Source organism: Shewanella sp. SR1, from assembly GCF_020447145.1.
GTDB lineage: Bacteria > Pseudomonadota > Gammaproteobacteria > Enterobacterales > Shewanellaceae > Shewanella > Shewanella baltica.
The window spans coordinates 1-20,759 of sequence record NZ_JAJAEF010000026.1; the positions used below are offsets into that span (position 1 = coordinate 1).

26 protein-coding genes and 1 pseudogene are annotated in these 20,759 nt (G+C 45.3%); 4 read left to right on the forward strand and 23 right to left on the reverse strand.

The window, feature by feature from the left end; all coding sequences use genetic code 11:
* Positions 1-122: 122 nt before the first annotated feature.
* A pseudogene (gene tnpA / locus KV201_RS22660) lies at positions 123-389 on the forward strand (IS200/IS605 family transposase); the annotation flags it as partial.
* Between the two features lie 77 nt (positions 390-466).
* On the opposite strand, the gene KV201_RS18565 reads toward tnpA (KV201_RS22660), so the two are convergent.
* Genes KV201_RS18565 through KV201_RS18575 form a run of 3 tightly spaced genes read right to left on the reverse strand, consistent with a single transcriptional unit; the run spans position 467 to position 2,060 of the window.
* On the reverse strand, positions 467-982 hold the full coding sequence (locus KV201_RS18565) for a hypothetical protein (RefSeq protein ID WP_088212905.1): 516 nt from the start codon (positions 980-982) through the stop codon (positions 467-469).
* A 2-nt stretch (positions 983-984) separates the two neighbouring features.
* Positions 985-1,449 carry a metal-dependent hydrolase gene (locus KV201_RS18570; protein WP_037429945.1) on the reverse strand — a complete coding sequence of 155 codons (465 nt, stop codon included), beginning with the start codon at positions 1,447-1,449 and terminating at the stop codon, positions 985-987.
* Between the two features lie 53 nt (positions 1,450-1,502).
* Positions 1,503-2,060 (reverse strand): hypothetical protein, encoded by a 558-nt coding sequence (locus KV201_RS18575; protein ID WP_226060181.1) that lies wholly within the window; start codon positions 2,058-2,060, stop codon positions 1,503-1,505.
* A gap of 287 nt (positions 2,061-2,347) precedes the next feature.
* Here KV201_RS18575 and KV201_RS18580 point away from each other — a divergent pair, with 287 nt between their 5' ends.
* Positions 2,348-2,992, forward strand: a complete 645-nt coding sequence (locus tag KV201_RS18580; RefSeq protein WP_226060182.1) for a hypothetical protein — start codon at positions 2,348-2,350, stop codon at positions 2,990-2,992.
* 14 nt (positions 2,993-3,006) lie between these two features.
* Here the strand turns inward: KV201_RS18580 and KV201_RS18585 are convergent, their stop codons facing one another.
* The 3 genes from KV201_RS18585 to KV201_RS22560 are packed head-to-tail and all read right to left on the reverse strand — an operon-like array spanning position 3,007 to position 4,550.
* Positions 3,007-4,029, reverse strand: coding sequence for a transposase (locus KV201_RS18585; RefSeq protein ID WP_319000225.1), 1,023 nt, complete (start codon positions 4,027-4,029; stop codon positions 3,007-3,009).
* 33 nt (positions 4,030-4,062) lie between these two features.
* Entirely contained in the window at positions 4,063-4,416 is a 354-nt protein-coding gene (locus KV201_RS18590) for a helix-turn-helix domain-containing protein (RefSeq protein WP_226060184.1), read from the reverse strand.
* Complete coding sequence (locus KV201_RS22560; RefSeq protein ID WP_264175291.1) at positions 4,416-4,550, reverse strand: hypothetical protein; 135 nt, start codon at positions 4,548-4,550, stop codon at positions 4,416-4,418. The genes KV201_RS18590 and KV201_RS22560 overlap by 1 nt, the downstream gene beginning before the upstream one ends.
* A 246-nt stretch (positions 4,551-4,796) precedes the next feature.
* Here KV201_RS22560 and tnpA (KV201_RS18595) point away from each other — a divergent pair, with 246 nt between their 5' ends.
* A complete protein-coding gene (tnpA, locus tag KV201_RS18595; protein WP_088212900.1) occupies positions 4,797-5,261 on the forward strand; it encodes an IS200/IS605 family transposase in 465 nt (154 codons plus the stop codon).
* A 112-nt stretch (positions 5,262-5,373) separates the two neighbouring features.
* Here tnpA (KV201_RS18595) and KV201_RS18600 read toward each other — a convergent pair whose 3' ends face one another.
* The 17 genes from KV201_RS18600 to KV201_RS18680 all read right to left on the reverse strand — a co-directional run bounded on the left by KV201_RS18600 (position 5,374) and on the right by KV201_RS18680 (position 19,132).
* The gene (locus KV201_RS18600) at positions 5,374-5,874 is read right to left on the reverse strand and encodes a hypothetical protein (RefSeq protein ID WP_226060185.1); all 501 of its coding nucleotides are present in this window, start codon (positions 5,872-5,874) and stop codon (positions 5,374-5,376) included.
* A 91-nt stretch (positions 5,875-5,965) separates the two neighbouring features.
* Entirely contained in the window at positions 5,966-6,403 is a 438-nt protein-coding gene (locus KV201_RS18605) for a hypothetical protein (RefSeq protein ID WP_226060186.1), read from the reverse strand.
* 69 nt (positions 6,404-6,472) lie between these two features.
* Complete coding sequence (locus KV201_RS18610; protein ID WP_037429954.1) at positions 6,473-6,697, reverse strand: 2Fe-2S iron-sulfur cluster-binding protein; 225 nt, start codon at positions 6,695-6,697, stop codon at positions 6,473-6,475.
* Between the two features lie 512 nt (positions 6,698-7,209).
* Positions 7,210-7,638 (reverse strand): hypothetical protein, encoded by a 429-nt coding sequence (locus KV201_RS18615; protein WP_088212897.1) that lies wholly within the window; start codon positions 7,636-7,638, stop codon positions 7,210-7,212.
* Between the two features lie 101 nt (positions 7,639-7,739).
* Complete coding sequence (locus tag KV201_RS18620; RefSeq protein ID WP_226060187.1) at positions 7,740-9,113, reverse strand: DNA cytosine methyltransferase; 1,374 nt, start codon at positions 9,111-9,113, stop codon at positions 7,740-7,742.
* A 128-nt stretch (positions 9,114-9,241) separates the two neighbouring features.
* Complete coding sequence (locus KV201_RS18625; RefSeq protein ID WP_011711532.1) at positions 9,242-9,529, reverse strand: hypothetical protein; 288 nt, start codon at positions 9,527-9,529, stop codon at positions 9,242-9,244.
* A 121-nt stretch (positions 9,530-9,650) separates the two neighbouring features.
* Positions 9,651-10,085 (reverse strand): hypothetical protein, encoded by a 435-nt coding sequence (locus KV201_RS18630; RefSeq protein ID WP_011711533.1) that lies wholly within the window; start codon positions 10,083-10,085, stop codon positions 9,651-9,653.
* Between the two features lie 111 nt (positions 10,086-10,196).
* Positions 10,197-10,562 carry a hypothetical protein gene (locus tag KV201_RS18635; protein WP_011711534.1) on the reverse strand — a complete coding sequence of 122 codons (366 nt, stop codon included), beginning with the start codon at positions 10,560-10,562 and terminating at the stop codon, positions 10,197-10,199.
* Between the two features lie 506 nt (positions 10,563-11,068).
* Positions 11,069-11,500, reverse strand: a complete 432-nt coding sequence (locus tag KV201_RS18640; protein WP_088212894.1) for a hypothetical protein — start codon at positions 11,498-11,500, stop codon at positions 11,069-11,071.
* Between the two features lie 327 nt (positions 11,501-11,827).
* A complete protein-coding gene (locus KV201_RS18645) occupies positions 11,828-12,130 on the reverse strand; it encodes a hypothetical protein (protein ID WP_086904914.1) in 303 nt (100 codons plus the stop codon).
* A gap of 145 nt (positions 12,131-12,275) precedes the next feature.
* Positions 12,276-13,295 carry a toprim domain-containing protein gene (locus tag KV201_RS18650; RefSeq protein WP_086904913.1) on the reverse strand — a complete coding sequence of 340 codons (1,020 nt, stop codon included), beginning with the start codon at positions 13,293-13,295 and terminating at the stop codon, positions 12,276-12,278.
* A gap of 189 nt (positions 13,296-13,484) precedes the next feature.
* Entirely contained in the window at positions 13,485-15,110 is a 1,626-nt protein-coding gene (locus tag KV201_RS18655; RefSeq protein WP_226060188.1) for a hypothetical protein, read from the reverse strand.
* 82 nt (positions 15,111-15,192) lie between these two features.
* Positions 15,193-16,167 carry an AAA family ATPase gene (locus KV201_RS18660; protein WP_011711538.1) on the reverse strand — a complete coding sequence of 325 codons (975 nt, stop codon included), beginning with the start codon at positions 16,165-16,167 and terminating at the stop codon, positions 15,193-15,195.
* A gap of 96 nt (positions 16,168-16,263) precedes the next feature.
* Positions 16,264-17,331 (reverse strand): DUF3150 domain-containing protein, encoded by a 1,068-nt coding sequence (locus KV201_RS18665; RefSeq protein ID WP_011711539.1) that lies wholly within the window; start codon positions 17,329-17,331, stop codon positions 16,264-16,266.
* Between the two features lie 178 nt (positions 17,332-17,509).
* Positions 17,510-17,905: a hypothetical protein gene (locus KV201_RS18670; RefSeq protein ID WP_011711540.1), complete on the reverse strand. Its 396-nt coding sequence runs from the start codon at positions 17,903-17,905 to the stop codon at positions 17,510-17,512.
* A gap of 344 nt (positions 17,906-18,249) precedes the next feature.
* Positions 18,250-18,447 (reverse strand): hypothetical protein, encoded by a 198-nt coding sequence (locus KV201_RS18675; RefSeq protein ID WP_037426827.1) that lies wholly within the window; start codon positions 18,445-18,447, stop codon positions 18,250-18,252.
* Positions 18,448-18,760: 313 nt separating this feature from the next.
* Positions 18,761-19,132 (reverse strand): hypothetical protein, encoded by a 372-nt coding sequence (locus tag KV201_RS18680; protein WP_037426830.1) that lies wholly within the window; start codon positions 19,130-19,132, stop codon positions 18,761-18,763.
* A 565-nt stretch (positions 19,133-19,697) separates the two neighbouring features.
* On the opposite strand from KV201_RS18680, the gene KV201_RS18685 reads away from it, so the two are divergent.
* The gene (locus KV201_RS18685; RefSeq protein WP_088212891.1) at positions 19,698-20,753 is read left to right on the forward strand and encodes an RNA-guided endonuclease TnpB family protein; all 1,056 of its coding nucleotides are present in this window, start codon (positions 19,698-19,700) and stop codon (positions 20,751-20,753) included.
* Positions 20,754-20,759: the final 6 nt, after the last annotated feature.

The following is a 20,759-nucleotide window of genomic DNA, read 5'->3' on the forward strand; positions in this document are numbered from 1 at the left end:
GTCACGTAATCTGAGCATGGCCAACAAGCGCAGGCTCTGCTGTCTGAATGAACAATATTTGTTCGAATGTATGGGGTTGTTCAAAGTATAAACACTGATGCGTCAGCCCTGAGTGTGAGCATTGGAGCGTCCAACTATTGCAGTTTGGCGGGGAGGCAGACCACGTTCATTTAATGTTGGAGCTAAATCCCACCATCGAACCCGCTAAATTCATAAATAGCCTCAAAACAGTATCGAGTAGGCTGATTCGTAAAAAGTATGCCGACCACTTGAAGCCATTTTACTGGAAGCCCGTGTTGTGGAGTCGTGCATACTGCCTGTTAACGGCAGGCGGTGCGCCTTTGGAGATCTTAAAGCAATATATCCAAAACCAAGATAGGCCAACCTAACGGCTGGTTCGCTATCCATCTCCACCTAAGCGATGCTCGCTATAGATGGAGAATTTCGCGAGATTTCGTTAAATAATTTAGACTGAAGACGTGATGTGATGCAGGCTATTTACTAAGTTAGTGATTAAAAATTTCAATTTTAGCAGACTTGCCCCACCCCAGAAATCAGCACAACTTGCGCACGTTACGACACCAGTGGCGAGTGATACACGAATAGAATCACGAATGTGCTTAGCTTTGAAATTCACCATTGCATTCCATTCCGGCGTACATTTCACCGAATCCGAGCTAAACATTAACGCTAAACGTAGCTCAGCCGCAGGGTATTCATCGTTCCAAAATTTTTCGTTGAAGTAATTACCGTTAACCCCGACTTCTAATCGAGTGTCACCGGCGACAAACTCAAGATGCGAGTCGTGCTGAATTACAAAGACTGAGCGATTCAGTAGTTGCTCCAACACAACAGTGATCATAGCTTTGACATCTTTTGGCGTCGCAGAATCAACAATCTCAGAAAGTCTTGAATCTCTGAGAGTTTTCTCTTCGCGAGCTCTAAACATCATCACTACGTTTTGCGCACCAGAACTTCCCATCTTCAATACATCCATCTTAAAAATAAAATAATACCAACACTTGCTACTACTGCATGATTTAGCCCAATTCGTTGCGCTCTACCCAATGGCCAAAATGGTCTAATTCCGGCCGGAGTCACCGCGTCCCCAAGCAAATGACTTAAATAGCCAATGACTAGGGCTTGCGATGCGATAGAGTCAGCTTGATGGCTGGCTAAAAGCCAGACCATTAGCCCAACAGCCCACAATGAGTGAGTGATACCACGATGTGAGAAGAGCGAAAGAATCGTTGATATTGGTTTAATCCTTCTTCCCAATTTCGACTCAGGATGATCTATGTCAGGTAATAACGACGCTATCGCCACCACGGGTAACATCAAACACGCATCTACAACACCGATTACTGTCTCAGGGGCATAGGAGTTGACGATAGCAGCGTAAACGCCCCAACAACCCACTCCTAGGCCCACATGAGCAGCATATCTCATTGGGTCACAACTTCCGCAGCTGTCACATTTCCCACAGTCGGAGAAGGTTTCACTTACGCTTCAACTTCTGAATAGGCCTTTTGCGAGCGCTCGTCAAAGCTGCGCTCGTTTAGTTCAATCATACGCTCCAGCTTGTCGTAAGGCAGGTGTAACAGCATATACACTACGTACAGCCCGTTATCGACGCGAACTTGGGTGTTAACGTGGTTATAGCCAACGACTTTTGCACGATTTACTAGCTTAACAATTGTTTCATCATTCAACTGATTAGTGCGACCATTGCGCACTTCAGTGTTTTGACGCTCACGACCAGAAACTTCCTGCGATACTGTCTTAGCAATCGCGTATTCCGCATTTAAGTTCGCAATATTGCGAGCGGCCATCAAGTTATCAGCACGGCCCATTGCCGTCGCGTAAACGCCATCACCATTCGAAGCAGGAGGGTTTAAGAACCACTCAGGCGCCTCTTCAATAGCGTCGTTCATTTGTTCATTTTTTTGTTCTACTAGCTCTTGTTGTGCTTCGACATAATCAGAAACAGGGTTTGAGCTGCAAGCAGACAGAGCTAAAACAGATAATGCTACGGTTGTTAATTTGTGTTGAGTTTTCATCTAGTAATTCCTTGTTTGTTAAAGTTTACGACCAGAATCATTTCATCACAGTTCTAAAACGTGGCAAATTTTGCTGCATTATCTTGTTAAATCAGTTGGTTATAATATTATTTTTACAAACTTGGTGACGTGCATCAAAAAATATCTACCCAATAACGAGAATAATACAGGATAACAAAAAATTGGGTAGATATTTTTTGTTAAAACTTGGTCAGTGCTTCTAAATTTGCGAAAAAAATTTTCTGTGAGATAAAGTTCACATAACAAATTTACATCTTGAGGTATGCATGTCGCGCATTACGATTCACCCACTATTTTCCGAATTGGCAGTGGAGTTAGGCTGCAACAGTGCGCCGAGTCGTTTGGTGTTCTTGGAGGTTCATTTAAGATTGATTGGTCTCGCGCCAGAACAGGTCAACAAAGAGCATTTAAAGCAACTGATTAAGCTCCTATTTGACGAAGAGATTAACCTGCACCCTCACCATTCAGACTTGGCCTTAGTCTCAATACCAGGCATTGCAGAGCCTTACCCAATACTCACTGCTCGAGGCTACAACCGGTTGTATAAATCGGATAAAGCTGGGGAATTCCGCGTCAAAGCCATTTCCAAAGGGGAAGAGTTCACTACAGCTAACATTGATGCCATGAGCGAGCCTGAGCAATATCACGTTGCGCCCAATTCGGAACTGGAAGGGTTTGCCGCCGTGTACAGTGAGAATAGCAATCTGCTGTTAACGGGGGTTATTTCAGTGGATGAAGTAGAAGATGTGCTCCACCGATTCCACCGCTGCAGTTTGTCGTTGGCAGAAGTCGGCGCAGGCCTCGCGTTTAATCGCTTATTCAAGGTCAATCGTGCATTTAAAATGTCACCCGCCACCAGCGCCTTTGCGGGTTGGTTTTCGATGGCAAGAGCCGCGTTAAAGACCGTTTAGTGAACTACTCGCATCTAAAGCAGCGAGCTTCCAAGAGCGCAACCAGCAGTCGCACCCTTTTCTTTTTTGACGCTTCGCTGGGAGCTGCTGACTGAGCTTTTGACCCTGCCAGCCTTACGTTTCCCTCCACGCCCAATATCGGCGGCGGCTGTTAACACATCCGCCGCTGATAACTCCGTTCCAGAGTCCAAAATTAACGTAATAGCCCGCTTTTTTATTACCAGAGATGCGTTGTGATCTGCATTGTCAGTATTGCCGCACTTGCCGCACACAAAAAGACTCTGTGATATGCGGTTAGCGGGGTGAATGTAGCCGCACACGGCACATTCCTGACTGGTGTAAGAAGCGGATATTTTAAAAAACGCCTTTCCTGCTTGGTAGGCTTTGTACTTGGTGAAACTTTCTAGCATGTGCCAACCGGAATGCAAAATGGCTTTATTTAGCCCTGCCTTTTGTTTGGCTTTATTCGGCAAGAAATGCCCTGCTTCATCTTGCTTGGCATTTGGCCGCCGCGTCATTTGCGCAGTGCGTAGTGCCTCAAACACGAAAACCTTGGCATGGCTATTAACCAACGCCCTGCTTGTTTGATGATTAAAATCGCGGCGGACATTGCCTTTTTTACCATGATAACCAGAGATCCGGCGCTTGGTTTTGGTGCGGCGGTTAGAACCCTTCTGCTGTCTTGCCAGCTTACGCTGGAGTCGCTGGAGGTAGCGGTCGGCCTTGCTCAGGTGGTGCTTCTGGTTGGCAGAAAAGTCGAAACTCTGCTCGCCTGCCTGTGCTGGAATGGCGACGCCACGGTCGATCCCGATGGTGTATTGTTCCAGAAACTCACGAGGAGCCCCCTGTAGAAAAGCCAAATGCTCGGCGTTACTGGACAACGATGTTTCGTTCACGCCTTTTTCATAGCAGAAAGACACATAATATTGGCCGCGCTCTTTTCTGACATAGAGCGAATTAGGTATCTCGAATTCACGGTGCGTCTTGAATGAAAGGTAGCCAATATTATTGGTCTTGGTGCCGATGAATAGCCTGATATTACCGTCATAGCAATGTTCGAAATTGAATAGTTAGCGAGTGAGATAAACCGAGCCTTTGTCAGTCTTGGCTTTGCGCCTGGGTCGCCCGCACAATCCTTTCATGAACTTCTGATAGGTCTGATACCAGTTAACCGCGCTATTACGCAGAATTTGACTGGGGCAGTCTGATAACCATGGCGTTAATTCTTGAGATTTAAATTGGGCGGCTTTTTGGTCAATCGGTGGATAAGTGCCAATGGCGCAATATTTACGGGCATAGGTGCGGTGGTATTTTTCCTCGTCCACCTTTCCATTCCAGATCACGCGAGCGCAGCCCATCCACTGACTCAGTGTTTGCTTTTGAGCTTCGTTCGGATTAGCGCGGAGCTTGATGCCAGTGAGCATTATCTGACCGCTTTCTTAATTGCCAACTGCGCGACACCAGCTGCGAGAATTTCACGCGCTCGGGTGATGGATGCCATATCCTCCGCGCTGGCTAACTCATCTGTGTACCCCCAAAAATGGGCAGCTGCATTCATCTCTACTCGGCGCACCTTCCCCGGCTGTAACTGGGGGAGTTTTTGTCTGCATAGGTGCCCTGATTCTCTTGACTCGCAGAGGTAATAATCGGCTTTTTGAACCTTGCTTCTGCGCAAGGTCACTGTGCATCCACATCCGCCGGAGCATGAGATGATTACTTTGTCCATATTGTGTCTCGCCAGTTGTCGTCATTGGTAAATGTTAGTACCATTCACGCACCATTGTCAATCTAGTATGAGGTTGTAATGTACGACTGGCGCACTGGCAGAAGCTGTGTTTTAAAAAATCATGCACACCTAGTCTTTGTCACGAAATATCGGCGAGAAGTATTTACGGCAGAGATGCTGGAGCGAACAAAATCCATCATAGCGGAGACGTGTGAACAAATGGATTGCGAGCTATTGGAGTTTGGCGGAGAGCATAACCATATCCATTTGATGGTGGCGATCCACCCCAAGGTTTCAGTCTCTAATCTGGTTGGCAAGCTAAAAGGAAAGTCCTCGTACATGCTGCGTCGAGAGTTCTGGGGCCAGATAAAGACGATGCTATGGGGCAACCATTTTTGGTCTCCCAGTTATTGCGTTGTGTCGTGCGGAGGCGCTACGTTGGAGGTGATAAAGCAGTACATCGAGGAGCAAAACGCCCCGCCGAGCGAACAGGCCGTGCAGCGGTCTAAGGCATTGACCAAAACCAATTTACCTCCCGCTTGACCCGCCCCTAAAGGAGTGGGATTGCGCGGGCGTTTCGTTCAAATTAACTAGCCAAAAAATCCAAAAAAAAACGACGAAGGGATGCCTTAGCATTCCAACGTCGTTTTACACTTTAGTGCAGATCTTGCTTGATTAAATCCACCATCAGTTTATTGCCTGCATACTGAAAATAATCGAGCCAACCTGCCACTGAAAACGATTCAAAACTGGGAGTGTTCCATAGTCCCCAGATATTTAAATCGCATCCACGCTTAATAATATCCTCCAACTGACCGTGCGGTTTCCGGTGAACAATATTAAGCATTTTTTCAATTGAGATCGGTTCTATCGATGATTTCCCGTCATCAATTGAGATTAAATAAGGGCTTGTGGGGTAACCTGCATTGTGCCAAAAGCTCACATATACAGGGTTTACGCCAAGTCCCACAGGGATTAACACCGAACCGCCTTCGCGCAGCTGCCACAAGAACTGCTTGATACCTTTGTCAGCAAACCTTGTAAGCGTTTCGAGATCGACCTTTAAATCATCTTTATAGACAATCGGCAGGTTTAATCGATTCGATTCAGATGTCATAGAAGCGAAAACAGTATTAATTTCTGATTCGTAATTCATGGTGCTCACTCCAAAATTTAAATGGGTGAACGCCCTAGGGTCGTTTCACCCTAGGGTCTTTGTAACGGCGTAACCGTTTTACATTGTTAAGTTAAAAAATCGAGATTATCGAGATTGCAAAACCTATGGTGCCAAGAACAAGACCTATTGCGCCCATTCGCATAGAAATACGAATGTTTAAGTCTTGATGATCCCAAAAATGTTTGAAAATCTCTAACTGCGTCGAATCAGTCACCTTTAAATTGACAGGATTAGTATGCAGCTTTAATCCCAACTGCTGAATCCCGTCGTAATCTATCGCTATCTGATTCTTCGTTAGTGAAAGATTTCCCGAATTACCCATTGCATAGCGCAGGATCCAGAACCCATTGTCGAGGTTTTGGATCGTAACTGGCTTTTTACGCATAAATCGCTTAGTAAGCACTTGACGGCGAGAAGGACTACTGACGATGTTATAATTGCACACTCGAACAATCCCCATACCACCTTCGTCTTCCTCTGTTAATCGAATAACTTTATCTACTTGCATAACTCACTCCGAATGGATTAAGAGTGAGCAACCCACAAGGGTGATTGCTCACCCAAGGGGTAATAGAAATTAAACTTCTAAGGTCACGTCAGTATGTGCTATTGCACAACACACAAGCACATGACCGGCTTTGACGCTAACTGGCTCTTCTTTATAGCTTACAACTCCATTAACTAATTTGGTGCTGCAAGCCCCGCAGTAACCGCTTCGGCATTCAGTAAAAACAGAAATACCTTTAACTTCAAGCTGCAAAAGAAGAGTGGAGTTATTATCTGACTCAATTGATATAAGCATGACTTGCTCCTTTTAAAGTAAGCCACACCCGTCGGGTAAGGTCTTACCCGATAGTTATTAATCGTGACTAAAGATCGTTGATGAAACAGATGTGCCGGTTGTATTCCGATTGGTACGTAAGCTCGTCAGGGGCGTTGACGTAAACCACGTCCCCTTCGGTGTAAGTGCATAACATGAGAGATTGAGGGTTAACCCATAATCCTTGGTACTCGTCGCAATACTTCCGCTCCCATCCACTCTTAAGTGAGGACTCAAAGTTTAATGAGCCGCCGAACGGCCAGAAATCTCTGACCATCGTAGACCCATACATACTTAACTCCGGTTTTGCTCTGCCCTTTTGGATACGCTTCTTAATGAGTCGGCGTAACCATCGTTTCTGAGCAATCTCCTTACTTGAGATATATTTCTGACCTGTTTTTCTGAACCAATACAGGTCGCCATCGATACTTTTTAACGACTCATTCAGTTCGTTAATGTTTAACAATGACGTTTTCTTGTTTGCATGAGAGTTATTAAACATGTGCTAATCTCCCTGCGTTTTGACCGAAGCTCACAATCCCGTTCCAGCTAACTTCTTCAGTGAGTGGCAATGGAATGGCTTGAGGTTTCGAAGACATTGCATAGCAGAACTCAATAAGCCCGATGTCATCACGGCTAATTGACTTCAATGACGTTGGTTTTGCTTTCGCAATACGGAAGCCCCAGAAGCACAAATTCATGAGTTCTAGTTCATCCTGAATCTCAAACGGAAGTAGGTTCCCTTCGAGTTTCACGGTCTCAACAGCTGCAAGTCTCACGTCGCCTGATTGTTTTATCACATATAAACCAATGTGATAAACATAGAGCTTAGGGCGACGGTCAATTTCAATCCCCTGTAAAGTGGCATAGGCCACGATTTTTTTAGTGCTTGTTTCCCAGGCACCTACTACTAAATTTTCCATATCTCACTCCAAATTTAAAAAATGCCCGTAAGGCATAAACAAAAAAAGGGGGAGTTATGGCCCGGAGGGGCAAACTCACCCCCAAGGGTTAAATTTTGATGTTAAGCTGCAACTGCAGTATTAACGGTATTGGTTAAAAGCGTTGTTCCTACTGATTGCATCAAGTCTTTAAAAGCAGGGAATATCACCGATTGCCCAAGGATTTGATGCGCCAGTGTGTCAGACAATCCCTGAATGACTTCAACGGGGATCCCCTTCACGCGGCAATGCTCAACCGGTGTGAACAATCTTGATAACGCGGAGTCAACTGGATTGATGATGAATGGCTCAGTGCTACGGCATTTCGCGTAGTCCTTGCCTATCACACCACAGCCATCGGAATCTGCTGTCAATAACTGACGAGCAAACCCCTTACCTGCCGCTTTATCGCGCTCTTCCTTCGCCGCCAGATAATCAAACGGCTTGTACCTGTCGTCGCCATCCGGCACCGCATCCAAAATATGCCCTAGACTGGCCTCTGGAAAGCGAGAAGGCATAAGTGAATAGATGTCAAACTCTGACATATCAATTCCCGACGACAGAGCGACAACGGCTAAGCGTTTACGACGTTCTAAAACCCAGCGGCCACCATCTAATGTGGTTTCGTGGAGGTTGTACCCCAACGAACCCAGCACAGACCTGATGACTGTCATTGATGAAGTGTTGGCGTATTCGACCACATTTTCTATCAAGATAATCGCCGGATTTAACACTTGCGCGAACTGAAGAAACGAGAAGAACAAAGCGCCTGCCGAATCGTGAGATTCTGCGAACTGGAGCTTCAGTTTACTTCGACCGCTTTTTGATGCGCCGACGCAAGGGATACCCGCAACCAGCACATCGACCTCCATATTGCATTGCTGCAAGTTCACATCTTGAACCGGAGACTCAATCACAATAGAACTGCTATCCCACAACTCTGGATTGTTGGTCAGGCTCGAATCTAGGTACTGGGACTCTAGCTCAACAGCGACAGCTATTTTGCTGGAGATCCCCGCCGACTCTAATCCATGATGGACAGCCTTATCTAACACGCCACCGCCATGGAATAACGAGGCCACTTTCAATGACTCACCATTTTGCAGGCGTGACATTAATCGTAATTCCCGACTCTTAACCCGCTCAGATTGATGATGCGCTGAGATAATGATTACCCCTGCTTTAATCAACACTCTGAGTTTGCTAATGCCTTCAAAAACCTCTGTAATCGCTTTACAGGTTAAATCGATAATGGGTGTGATATTACCGTTTTTACTGCGACGGCTTACGGTGTACTTACCCTGTTCATCTGCCGCTAAGCGGATTTCATTTCCGTTTGCGTGAATAGTGTAATTTCGACCTGCATCCCACCCTTCTCGTGATAGCTTGGAACCCTCGACCCACACACGAGCGCGGCCTTTGGAATCACCAATTTTAGTATTAATGATTGTTGCCATGTGACTCACTCCATAAATGCCCGTAAGGCATAAAACAAAAAAGGGTGAGCTATGGCCCTAGGGGACATTACTCACCCCAAGGGTTAAATTTTGATGTTAAGCTGCAATGGCAGCATTAACTGTCTTGGTTAAATTGCTAGTGAAGCTAAAAAGCGGTATATCGCGCTAAAGACGATAGATATAACTGCCACTTTGAGGATGTAATTGAAGTTGAAACTTGCCTTAACAAGCTGATTCAATAGCACATACGAATTAACGACCCCAATTAAAACGATTAAATCCTCTTTGGTCGCATTAAAAAGCAGTACATATCCAAAAAGCCCAGTTATTAAAAAAGAAGCATCGAAAATCGCAAAAAAACGCTGCTCTCGACGATCCATAATCTCGCTTTTACTGCCACCTTCTAATTTACTCATAGCGTGTCCTCACTACTGATTAAAGGTACACGCAGCCCAAAGGCACTAGTGTACCCTTGGGGGTTAAATATCGACTACAAAGGCTCTTTCACTAAGCGGCGCTGGGCTCGCTTGAAAGGTGTCAAACCATTGTTGTTTCGAATTTACGCATTTCGGCTTGAATCAATTTAAGATTTTCATAAATCGAAGCGGCTAATAATGCAGTGCGGGAGGCATTCTGATGAAACTCCAATATCCTGTCTTGATTGACCACCTTCTCTGCATCTTGAAGATGCTCCGAAGATGCCCAATTCATAAGGGATATGTAATCATCAAAGTCTGCTCTCATTATGATGTTGTTCAGGTTCTGGATTGAATTAACTAATCCAAAACCTGTCAGGTTTTCTATATCATCTACAACGATGACTTGAGACCCTTTTACATAAAGGATGTCTTCCATCCCCTTGTAAAACAGCACGATTGTTTGACGCTTTTGGTTTATCAATACGTCCAAATGTGGTGCCGTCAAAGCCACAAGTTGTTTTGCTTCTTTGAAACTGATTTTCTGTAATTGCATGACTCACTCCAAAATTTTAGAAATGCCCGTAAGGCATTAAAATAAAAGGGTGAGTCTGCCCCATGGGGACAAAACTCACCCCCAAGGGTTTAAAAATCAAATTCGTTAAGGTTACAGCACTTCCTGTACTCGCAAATAGAGGTCTCTAACGCGATTTTTAGGTATGGTGCCGATGATCACTTGTTTGCCATCTTTGACAAAGTATTCCGGTGTCACAGGAACCCAGCGAGTTCTTCCGAGGCAAAATTTTGTATCTTTGTCTAATTTTTCCATCTCGTGACTTCTAAAAGTGAGCTCTCCCCGGTGGTTTTCGTCCACTCGTTGACTTGTGCCGTAAGCCAAGCGCAACTGTGTACCAGACGGGTCTGCATCAACAACTAAAACAGGACGGAATTTGGGGCCTGGCCGATTAGGATGTTCATCCGAAGGGAACCAGGCAAATAGAATGACCCCAACTAGGGCCGTAGGGTTACTCATAGGAACCTCGACCTAGTTGTAGGAAATAATTTGATTGAATTATGGTTTGCTGAATACCCCATTTCTCGCGAAGAAATCCTCAATGGACTCTCCTGCGATCGATGGCGAACAGTCACTCTGCATTCCTGCTGAAACGAAACGTAGAACCAATTGCTCAGTTGTAATACCGAGCTGAGAAGCTTTGGCCTCCAATTCTGCAAGAAGAGTGTCACGATCATCAAATCGAATTGTGATTGATGGCATGTTAGATACTCGTATAAAAAGTTTACTTGAGCATCGTAGCACGTTCTGTTGTAACATGAATATTCTCCTGTGGAACAACTAAACATAATTAGCTAACTCAAAAGATTCTTGAGCCATTTTCAGTGAAGTGGCATCAATCACCCTTGCTGAGTTCTCACCATCACAAATGAATTTTTTCATAGCGGATACCTATAAAGTTAATTAAAGGGAATCCGCCCTAGGGCAAAATTCCCTAGGGATGGTTAATCTATGTTGATTTATATTTATGCGGCTTCTCGAATGTAAGCACCAGAAGTCCAAGCGCTTGTCGCGATTCGGACTTCATATTGCTCACTTAACTCATCGAAAAGTTTTGTACTTGCAGAAGCATGATGGAAAAGAGCCAAAGGATTAAATTCCCAAGGTTCTGACCAATTCGCTTCTTTGATTTGTACGCTGATAGCGATGTAGCTACACCAGCTGGTTAACAGCACTTTATAAAAGCCGTTTTCAGCGATAATTTCTCCATCTCTAGTGCGAACATTAAATGTTGGCTCAGTGAATGATTTCGGTAAAAGAGACTGAACTGTCTTTTTTACGTTCTCAATAAACCACTGAGTCTCGTCGTGCAACTCCCAAGGTTCCCAAGCTTCATCAAATGGTAATTCGATATGTACGGTACTTGCGTTTGCTAGACAAAAATGACCTGCGCCCATAACTCACTCCTAAAAATTAATTAGTAAAAAAGTAAAATGGTGCGCAGGCCTTGAGGCTATGCACACCTCAAGGGTTTTGGCTTTAAGCGGTACTTAAAGCATTGTTAGACCTTAACGTAGGTTCGACGGGCTTTCGCCAATACATGACCGCAGTACAAGAATCATCAAGTACATTAGTCATGCAAAATCCAACTGTATTTAAAGTAGTCGATTTACGACGGTCTTAAACAAGGTTGGAAGGGTTGCTCGGTTAGCACTGAGGCCGTTACCGAGTAGTCATCAAAGTTGGCCACTCGGTAACGGCCCCGCGTTGGCAGGGCTTTGGAATTAACTATCAAAGGGAACCCTGATAGTGATACCTGCGGGGGGTGACTTCCGGCTAAGAACGTATCCAAGCACTTCACCGCAATCGGTGTGAGAGCTTGTGATCATTCGCTCACCGTCTGTCTCAATGAACCGCCATACGCTACAGGATTCCTCCTTTTTCACGCCGGGGTGCAGGTAGTTTTTTCCGTTGATGTGGATTTCTTCTCCTGTAGATTTCTTGCTCGGTATCGGCTGAAACTCAAGGAAAAAGCTCACTTCATCAACGTAGTTCGTTGGGCAGTTTGGAAAGCCGTTTTGACTCATATTCACTCCATTAGTTTATAGAGTGAGGGCTTCCCATTGAGGGCTTTCGCCCTCGCTGTGTGTGGTATTTAGGTGTTCATCTCAAAGTAGACTGTTATTAATCCACTTTAAAATGAACACCTTTTGTAAGGTATTCATTTACGACTCAAGCCGCTGTCGGTTTTGATAGTTGATTGTATTCATCAAGCCAATCTATGCCTTTCGAACCCGCTGGTATTGCTTGCTTGGGGAAAAATACCCGAGCCTCAACACCATGCGATTCTAACCGCTTCCTGAGATTTTCCGCTGCCGCCTGACCTGCGCCAGAAACGTCTTTATCAGCAAAAATGCTGACTCGTTTTACACTCGATGGAATGTGAACAGCTTCTAACAATCTATCGCTGTAACACGCCCACGTCGGTAAACCGGACATCTCTCGCACTGCCAGAGCAGTCTCAATGCCTTCAGCAACAGCCAAGTGCTCCCCAGGATGATAATCAAGGCGGATAGCTCCACCTCTTATATCACCTGGTGGCGACATAATTTTTTTTACGTCTTCCACATTGGCCTTATTACCTTCGGGTGTCAGGTAGATCCGGTGCAATGTCAGGGGCTTGCCTTCTTTATCGAAATAAACGCCTAACATCGCTGGAGTCCAGCTTTTCACCAATTTCCCATCGACATTGCTGACGTTCAGACACGATTTAATTCCGCGCAGTGTATTGGGTAAGTCAGATACATCTAAACCGCGTTTAGACAGATAAGCCTTCACATAATCAGCTTCCATTGCGTGAACGGATTTTGACCACACCTTGCGTAATGACTCGGTACGTTTTGCAACATCTTCCGGAGGTAATGTGTACTCGGCAGGTTTGCTAGAACCCGATGCCACGTACTCAGAATCTAATTTCAGATTAGCCAAACGACTGATTTCATCGCAGGCCTTCATCTTCGGTAGATCAAGTACGTATGCCACCGTATCTATCACATCCATGTAACCAACCCCGTTGAGGTAAGTTGAACCATTGGATGCAATTCGAAACACGGTTGTCCCACTCCCCGTCCGAGGATCAGGTACTTGAGATGGTTTCTTGCGTAGCGCTTCGCTGAGCGCCGGAATTTTGCCGTAAATATCTAACGGATTAACGCTAGACCGAATAGCTTGGATTTTTTGTATTGCGTCCATAAATGCTCCTTTACTCAGGGGATCTTTGATACCCACTAACTAGAGAACGCATCAAAGATCCCCCGAGGGAAATCTAGGACGAACACACAGAGAGAGCGATTGCAGGGAAGCAATCAAACTGCGTATTCATGCGCTAAATGGCGCACTTCTCCCTAGAGGGGAAGTACGCCCCTCTAGGGATTTAAAGTGTTAAATGTGTTGCTTAAGCAACTGCATTAACTGTTTCGGTAACTCGTTGACGTGGTCGATACAGGCTACTTTAAGGTCTTTAAAACCAGTAAACCTTACGTCCACCTGACCAATGATGACAGGCAAAACCACAACGCCATGCTGAGCTAACCAATCGAGAGAACCAACCACTTCCTGCGGAACGTCCGGTTGACCATCGGTAATCACAAACATCACCTTTTTTTGCGATGACTGTAAAATGAGCTTGCTGCCCATTTCCATCATCGCACTTCCAGTACTTGTGCCGCCGAGCTCTACATATGGCAAAACCGAAGGAGTCTTCTTCAGAGCAAAACCTTTTAGCTCCAGATAAAAATCACCAAACAACGATAATGACGTCAAAACACCACTCTGTTTTTCAAGAGCCTGTGTCATTGCCATTGCCGCCTTTGTTGCTACATAAGAGCGGTGTGTGTCGTCCCACGGATACCCCATAGAACCTGAAGCATCAAGCAACACACCAACTGAAAGGTTTGCCGCAATATCACGACGGATATTTTTAGCGCCAGGATTCCCCAGAAAAGCATCGACCAACCGATCCTCGTCTAACTCCCCAAACTGCGTCACGCCGGATAATTTCATGTTTCGTTGTCGGAACATGACCTTAACAGCATTGGCGACAGCGCCATTCACCTGCAGATTTGCCGCAGGGAAAACATTGCTTGGATTACCACGCAGCAACTCCTGCACTGTGTAAGGAACGACTTTGATTGGTTCAGGAACACGAGAATAGTTACTCATATCTTGCTGATATCGGTGAGCCTCTAACAGTTTGCCAACGTCCAAGTCCTCGAAGGATTGCTCCAAATCGATTTCATTGAACCCTTTGCTATTGCTAAGAGCCTTCCCGCTAGTATTGCCGTTGCTTTTACCTTCAGCGTCACCTTCAGCGTCACCTTCAGCGTCACCTTCAGCATCACCTTCAGCATCACCTTCAGCGTCACCTTCAGCTTCAGCTTCAGCTTCAGCTTCAGCTTCACCTTCAGCTTCTTGCTGATTAGCCAGTTGCATTGCCGCAAGCTCTAACAGAAGGTTTTCTGCCAACTCACGCACTTCTAAGGTGTCTTTCGCCGTTTGTGCAAGCTGTGCGTATTTCAAACACAACTTATCAAGCTCCAGTGTTACCCAATCAAATCCAGCTAATGCTGGTTTGATCGCAGTAATCCCGTTTTCAAGGTTTCCGACTAGAAGTACGTAATACAAAATGTCGTCGAGACAGTTTGTAAACTCACGCTTGGTAATGATGTCTACCAATATTCTTCGGCTTGATTGATAAGACTGTATTGCGCCAGGAAATTCCCTGATATTGCGCAAGTCGATTCTTATGTCCTCAAGCACGTTGATTGCGTTTTTCAACGCTGTACTGGTCTGCTGCATGACGTTTCCGATTGCACTGAAGTTGGTGTGATTGAGATGGGCCGACTCGTGAAGTAACGAGCAAACCATCTGATCCCACGGGCCAACCCCAATGACAATTCTTTTACCGTTGGTGTAAGAACTGCCACCAGCAATCGTGACGTTAACGCCTTTGCGAGTTAACGCATTCGACAGCATCGAGAATGACGCTTGTTCAGTATTTCTTTTCATTTCTCACTCCAATTGCACCCGTAAGGTAAAAAAAAATGGGGTGAGAAAGCCCTTGGGGGCGTACTCACCCCCAAGGGTTAAATTAAGCATTCGCAGCTGTTAGCGATTGCGTAAACATTTCAGCTAAATGCAGCTTGCCCAACTCATTAAGCGCTAGACGCTCTTCAGGAGTTGAAGCGGCTGTAAACACAATCTCAAACACCTCCTGCATCGTGAAGTCAGGCAACAACTCCCACATTACCGCCCAATCAACTAAAACACGAGTTGATAGTGCTGATTGAATGCAGTGCTGAGAATTGCCGTTGACAGCATCGGTGTTCATCGCATCACGTACCGTTTTGGCAAATTTCGCCATCGCAAGACGAATACGATAAGACAGCTTAGTCATATCACCGAGAATATCTGTATCCACAGAAATTGCTGGATATTCAAAGCCAATCCAAAGGAAGCGACGTTTAACCGCCTCGTCCATATCGGATGAAATCGAACCGTAACGGCCAGACATGTCGGCTATACCTGGGGTCTGACACGTTGCAATTACTCTAAAGAGCGGGTGAGGATTTACCACCTCGCCAGTTTTCTCAATCGCAAGAGGTTTGCCCTCGAGGATTGGGTGAAGACTAGCTAGCAGGTCGAATGAGCCTTTATCCAGCTCGTCCAGCAACAGAATACCGCCTTCGCGATACGCTTTGACCACCACGCTCTCTTCAAAAACGGTTTCACCATTTTTGATACCAATGTTGCCCTTCAGCGTTTCGGGGCGCATGGTTTCACTCACGGATACTCGGTGCAGAGATAAGCCAAGAGAAGCCGCAAGAAACGCGACAAACTCCGTTTTACCCGTACCTGTTTCGCCATAACAAGCCAGTGACATGTTACGGCTCTTTCCGAACATCCAAGTCAGCGCAATGAGCAAATTACGCTCGTTTGGTCTGTACTTGGGGTTCACTTTTGGCACGTTAGCCATACCTTCAAAAACAGCGACCATTTTACCGCTTAAAGTTGGGCATAATGGGAATACTGTTGCACCGGATACTTGTTTAGCTTTAATAGACATAACTCACTCCAAAATTTTAGAAATGCCCGTAAGGCATTAAAATAAAAGGGTGAGTCTGCCCCATGGGGACAAAACTCACCCCCAAGGGTTTAAAAATTAATTAAAAAACGCAGCAAAAGCGGCATCTAACTCGGCACTTAATTCCGAGTGCTCCACTTCTTCAGTCACTTTTGCCGTTGTAACTTCCGTTTCACCACTGTCTTCTGTGGATCCGCGTAACGCATGTAGCAACTGAGCGACATCTTCATCAATCTCAGCCATAGGCTCGTTAACAATTTCAGGCTCAACCATCGCTTCCAAGCCTAGTTCGTCGTATGACGTTAACAGAGTTTCAAGCGCGGTTTTGTTGCTTAATGACGTTAGTAACAGCCGTAACAAACCTAACGATTTGCTATCCAGTTGCCCATTCTTAGGGAACGAGTTGCGCATCTCATTGAGACATGCCGCAAGTCCGACCCAAGTATCAGAAAGAAAACTGAAGTTCGCCGCCTTTGCTTCCATATCAGCAAGGAATGAAATTGCCTTTTGACCAATCACGTCGCCGCGACCAATCTTATTCAACACATCCTCTGACAAATCCGCAAATTCTTGAAGCAGCTTTTTATCCAAGTGAGTATCAGCAGCAGCCGATTCATCATCGGACATAGAACCGATAACGATAGACATTGGTGGGCTCATGCTCATATAGAAGCGTGATTCCACGTCACTGACAGTAGGCGCATCACGGCGAATGAATCTTGCCGCTTCAGGATGTGCCGCACACTGGTTATCCAGCAGCTCTTCGTAATCTTTCACGAAGGCTTCTGCTTCCTCATTAAAAGCACGCTGAATTGCTTCAAAGCGAATTTTTAAGGTATCGAACTCACTCTCAGGGACTAACCACCCACCCCAAACAGGAATGCCAGCAGTATCCATGAGTCGCTTAGCTCTCATGTAATATTTACTGACGAATTTAAGGGCTGATTTATCAACCAAGAACTTACGAGGCTTCTCTGTGACTTCTGACACGTCCCCACCTTGATCATCAAATACCTTTGATGATTTCTCTGACTTCTTGCCCGAAAAGGACGAGAAATCTAAAGACAGATGGAGACCTTTTTGGCCTTGCAATGAAGCAATTTTGGCCTGACGTGCAGCGATGTTACCTGCGGTATTAAATTTCATGACTCACTCCAAATATGCCCGTTAGGCATAAAAAAAGGGTGAGTCTGCCCCGGGGGGACAAAACTCACCCCAAGGGTTAATAAATTGATTTGTTCACCAGCTGCAGCAGTCAAACTCCGTTGGCGTTTTATGGCTCGGATTTTACTGATGCAATTGGATATGCTGGAGCGATACTGACTCAAAATAGTGCCAATGATTCGCCCCAAGAAATAGTCTGCCAAACGCCTTCGCCATTTCGCAATTGCGATTGCTGCTTAGTGCGTTTTTTAGACCAAGTTTCGTTGTTGAGCTTTATTCTGGCATTGACGATTTCAACTGGGTCAACGACGTCTAAGACACCATCCCTCAGTAAATCACAATCTAAACCAGCATAACGACAAGCAACTAGAAACTGCTCTGAAAACACCCAGTCAAGAATGTCTTCCGCTTCAGTCACCGAATCTCTCAGTAACTCCAGATTTGCAGAAATGATTCCGTCCCAAAAAGCGCGACATTGTTCAGCGCTCCAATCAACAGATTCATGAATGCCTAATTCACCCAACGATTTCTCGCGGGTTTGATATTTTTTAGCCATACCCACTCCAAATAAATAAGTTGCGGGTACGGCCCTTTAGTGGGCAGAACCCACAAGGGAAAAAATGCTTAACGCAGCATCAAAGCGCCCTTTCGGGAGATTGTGATGGTCAAACTAGATGCTCTAGTAGACGCACCACAACCAAACAACAACTCGGCAATTAAATTCCAGTTTCGCGTAGGCGATTGGAATACTGATGTTCAGCGCTTAATTGGGAGTTGTTGTGAGGAAGCATGGAGTGGTACTAAGCAAAATAGGCTTGAAAAAACCCACTTTGGTTAGTTGTGCCAATCAGCACCGGCACTGATTGGCTGACACGTCCGTAAGACGGTCTTACTAGCCGGTTAGATAACACCTAGAGTTTCCTCTGGTGACAGAATGTTTTGAGATTTTGCCCAAACTGATAAACGCTCAGCCAGTTCGCCATGATCACTGCTGCTCACATCAAAACCAACCTTGCTTGATGTAATAGCAACACATTTTTCAGACGCGGTAACGAGCACATTCAGATCAGAGAAGAAAATCGCAGATAGTGTAGACATAAGTAAAATTCCTGTTTATAGAGTGTCGCTAGTGCTGTCTATTGCGAAAGAGCATTAGTGACACCCCATAAACAGTCCTAGAGGACGCTTAAGTGATGTCGATTTACAGTGGTTAATTTGGCATTACCAAACTAGGCCCAATCTCTCTAATACAGGTCTAACTAAAAACAGATAGATAGTCATAAAACCCATAAAGATTGCCGCAAATACGATAGCGTCCATAGTCTCACTCCAGTTTTAATAAAATAAAAAAGAAAAGGGGTGAGAACGCCTTTTAGGGCAATTCATCACCCCAAAAAGGTAGGTTTGTTAATCAATGTAACAAGTTGAATAGATTCCGTTTGGCCAAGCGTGTACGTGCGCCAGAGTCAAGCAAAGCATACGTAAAACTGTCTTGAAGCTCTAAAGGGAGTCGATTCATTAGTTCTTTAAATGTCGCAACCATCTCTGATTTCAAAGATTCAGCCGCAGATAAATAAAGGGTCCCACACAACTCACCAGCTAAATCAGCATGGAATTTGGCGTTTTTTTGAATTTTTGAATTGACATCACGAAACGGAGAATCGTTAAGCAAGGCAATCTGAGCTGAAGCAGTTTGAATCTCGCCTTCAGCGTCACAAAGTGTGATTTTTTGATTAAGGGTGATCTGATGCAGAACACTCTCGGCCGAAAAAATACTATTCATAGTTCACTCCAATAATTAAAAATTGGGTGAACAATCCCTGTGGGGGAATATTCACCCACAAGGGAAGATATTTAGAAAATCTAAACATCTGGTTTCAGGTCGCTAATCTGAATTGAGTCTGAGTCCGAGGCTAACGGAGACTTTTGGTTGCTGCGTAGCAACACCTTTTGAACTAAACGCCGAATCTATCTAACTGAATTTTTCAGTGATAGATTTTTCGTAAAGAAATGGAAAGCTGATATTCAGCGAGCCAGACGTTTAGGTGGGAGGTTCGGCTGCGCAATTGCACTAGGAAATCGTTATTTCCTAGTGAAACTGGAGGTAAATCAGAAATAGCTAAAGCCACCGATACGAAAGCCATGAACAGGTGTGTACATCATGGCCCTGAAAAGAATGCCTACTGAAAAGTAGAACACTTAGAAAGGCGAAGGGTATCCGCCTACATACACATTATTTTAATTTCACAGGTTTGTCAATCTGTCAGTTTAAGCGTAAAACCCCACACTTCTAGGGTGGGGATGTAAGCGCCCTTGCATTTAATTGATGTCTGTATAAATATACAGCCATGCACACAAAAACCCTAAAAGTCAGAGTAAAAGACAAACACCAAATCGTGCTCACTCAGCAAGCGAGGTCGGTCAACTTTGTCTGGAACTACATCAACGAATTAAGCTCACGCTCCATCAAAGAGCGGGGGCGGTTTTTGTCTGCATTTGATATTCATCCTTACACCAAAGGCGCGAACAAAGAGCTAGGACTTCACAGTCAGACGCTTCAATGTATCGCCAAAGAGTACGTTACTCGCAGAGTCCAATTCAAAAAGGTTCGCCTTAACTGGCGCAAGTCGGGTGGTGCGAAACGCTCCCTTGGCTGGATACCAATTAACACGGGCGCGGCCAAGTGGAAAAACGGTCAAGTGTTCTTCAATGGTCACTATTACAGCGTGTGGGATAGCTACGGCCTAAGCAAATATCAGTTCAAAACCGCTTCATTCAACGAAGATGCTCAAGGGCGTTGGTACTTCAATGTGGTGGTTGAAATCGAAACTCAAGCAAGCTCAGGGACAGCGAGTGTCGGTATCGACCTTGGTTGTAAAGAAGCGGCCACTGATAGCAACGGTCATAAAGTTGTTGGCCGCCAGTACCGCCAGCTCGAACAGCAATTAGGTATTGCGCAACGGGCTAACAAGAAACACCGAGTTAAGGCAATTCACGCCAAAATCAAGAATCGCCGCAAGGACGATTTGCACAAATACAGTCGCCAGCTAGTAGATGGTAATGCGGCGATTTTCGTTGGTAACGTCAATTCCCTTTCTTTAGCTAAAACCAAAATGGCTAAGTCCGTTTTGGATGCAGGATGGGGAATGCTCAAAACAATGCTGGAATATAAATGCGCTCACGCAGGCGTTGTTTTTGAAGAAATCAACGAGAGTTACACAACCCAAACGTGTTCGTGCTGCGGGGAAATCCCCGCAAGCAGTCCGAAAGGTAGAGCAGGCTTGAGAATAAGAGAATGGTCTTGTAGCAGTTGTGGCGCTACGCATGATAGAGATGTCAATGCAGCCAAGAACATTCTTGCGGTCGGGCATGACCGTCTAGCTGTAGGAATCCACCCCCTTTAGGGGGTG

Excerpts from the sequence above, each read along its gene's own strand:
- KV201_RS18565 (WP_088212905.1), bottom strand. The coding sequence starts at position 982 with ATGGGAAGTTCTGGTGCGCAAAACGTAGTGATGATGTTTAGAGCTCGC.
- KV201_RS18570 (WP_037429945.1), bottom strand. The coding sequence starts at position 1,449 with ATGAGATATGCTGCTCATGTGGGCCTAGGAGTGGGTTGTTGGGGCGTT.
- KV201_RS18575 (WP_226060181.1), bottom strand. The coding sequence starts at position 2,060 with ATGAAAACTCAACACAAATTAACAACCGTAGCATTATCTGTTTTAGCT.
- KV201_RS18580 (WP_226060182.1), top strand. The coding sequence starts at position 2,348 with ATGTCGCGCATTACGATTCACCCACTATTTTCCGAATTGGCAGTGGAG.
- KV201_RS18590 (WP_226060184.1), bottom strand. The coding sequence starts at position 4,416 with ATGCTCACTGGCATCAAGCTCCGCGCTAATCCGAACGAAGCTCAAAAG.
- KV201_RS22560 (WP_264175291.1), bottom strand. The coding sequence starts at position 4,550 with ATGAATGCAGCTGCCCATTTTTGGGGGTACACAGATGAGTTAGCCAGC.
- tnpA (WP_088212900.1), top strand. The coding sequence starts at position 4,797 with ATGTACGACTGGCGCACTGGCAGAAGCTGTGTTTTAAAAAATCATGCA.
- KV201_RS18600 (WP_226060185.1), bottom strand. The coding sequence starts at position 5,874 with ATGAATTACGAATCAGAAATTAATACTGTTTTCGCTTCTATGACATCT.
- KV201_RS18605 (WP_226060186.1), bottom strand. The coding sequence starts at position 6,403 with ATGCAAGTAGATAAAGTTATTCGATTAACAGAGGAAGACGAAGGTGGT.
- KV201_RS18610 (WP_037429954.1), bottom strand. The coding sequence starts at position 6,697 with ATGCTTATATCAATTGAGTCAGATAATAACTCCACTCTTCTTTTGCAG.
- KV201_RS18615 (WP_088212897.1), bottom strand. The coding sequence starts at position 7,638 with ATGGAAAATTTAGTAGTAGGTGCCTGGGAAACAAGCACTAAAAAAATC.
- KV201_RS18620 (WP_226060187.1), bottom strand. The coding sequence starts at position 9,113 with ATGGCAACAATCATTAATACTAAAATTGGTGATTCCAAAGGCCGCGCT.
- KV201_RS18625 (WP_011711532.1), bottom strand. The coding sequence starts at position 9,529 with ATGAGTAAATTAGAAGGTGGCAGTAAAAGCGAGATTATGGATCGTCGA.
- KV201_RS18630 (WP_011711533.1), bottom strand. The coding sequence starts at position 10,085 with ATGCAATTACAGAAAATCAGTTTCAAAGAAGCAAAACAACTTGTGGCT.
- KV201_RS18635 (WP_011711534.1), bottom strand. The coding sequence starts at position 10,562 with ATGAGTAACCCTACGGCCCTAGTTGGGGTCATTCTATTTGCCTGGTTC.
- KV201_RS18640 (WP_088212894.1), bottom strand. The coding sequence starts at position 11,500 with ATGGGCGCAGGTCATTTTTGTCTAGCAAACGCAAGTACCGTACATATC.
- KV201_RS18645 (WP_086904914.1), bottom strand. The coding sequence starts at position 12,130 with ATGAGTCAAAACGGCTTTCCAAACTGCCCAACGAACTACGTTGATGAA.
- KV201_RS18650 (WP_086904913.1), bottom strand. The coding sequence starts at position 13,295 with ATGGACGCAATACAAAAAATCCAAGCTATTCGGTCTAGCGTTAATCCG.
- KV201_RS18655 (WP_226060188.1), bottom strand. The coding sequence starts at position 15,110 with ATGAAAAGAAATACTGAACAAGCGTCATTCTCGATGCTGTCGAATGCG.
- KV201_RS18660 (WP_011711538.1), bottom strand. The coding sequence starts at position 16,167 with ATGTCTATTAAAGCTAAACAAGTATCCGGTGCAACAGTATTCCCATTA.
- KV201_RS18665 (WP_011711539.1), bottom strand. The coding sequence starts at position 17,331 with ATGAAATTTAATACCGCAGGTAACATCGCTGCACGTCAGGCCAAAATT.
- KV201_RS18670 (WP_011711540.1), bottom strand. The coding sequence starts at position 17,905 with ATGGCTAAAAAATATCAAACCCGCGAGAAATCGTTGGGTGAATTAGGC.
- KV201_RS18675 (WP_037426827.1), bottom strand. The coding sequence starts at position 18,447 with ATGTCTACACTATCTGCGATTTTCTTCTCTGATCTGAATGTGCTCGTT.
- KV201_RS18680 (WP_037426830.1), bottom strand. The coding sequence starts at position 19,132 with ATGAATAGTATTTTTTCGGCCGAGAGTGTTCTGCATCAGATCACCCTT.
- KV201_RS18685 (WP_088212891.1), top strand. The coding sequence starts at position 19,698 with ATGCACACAAAAACCCTAAAAGTCAGAGTAAAAGACAAACACCAAATC.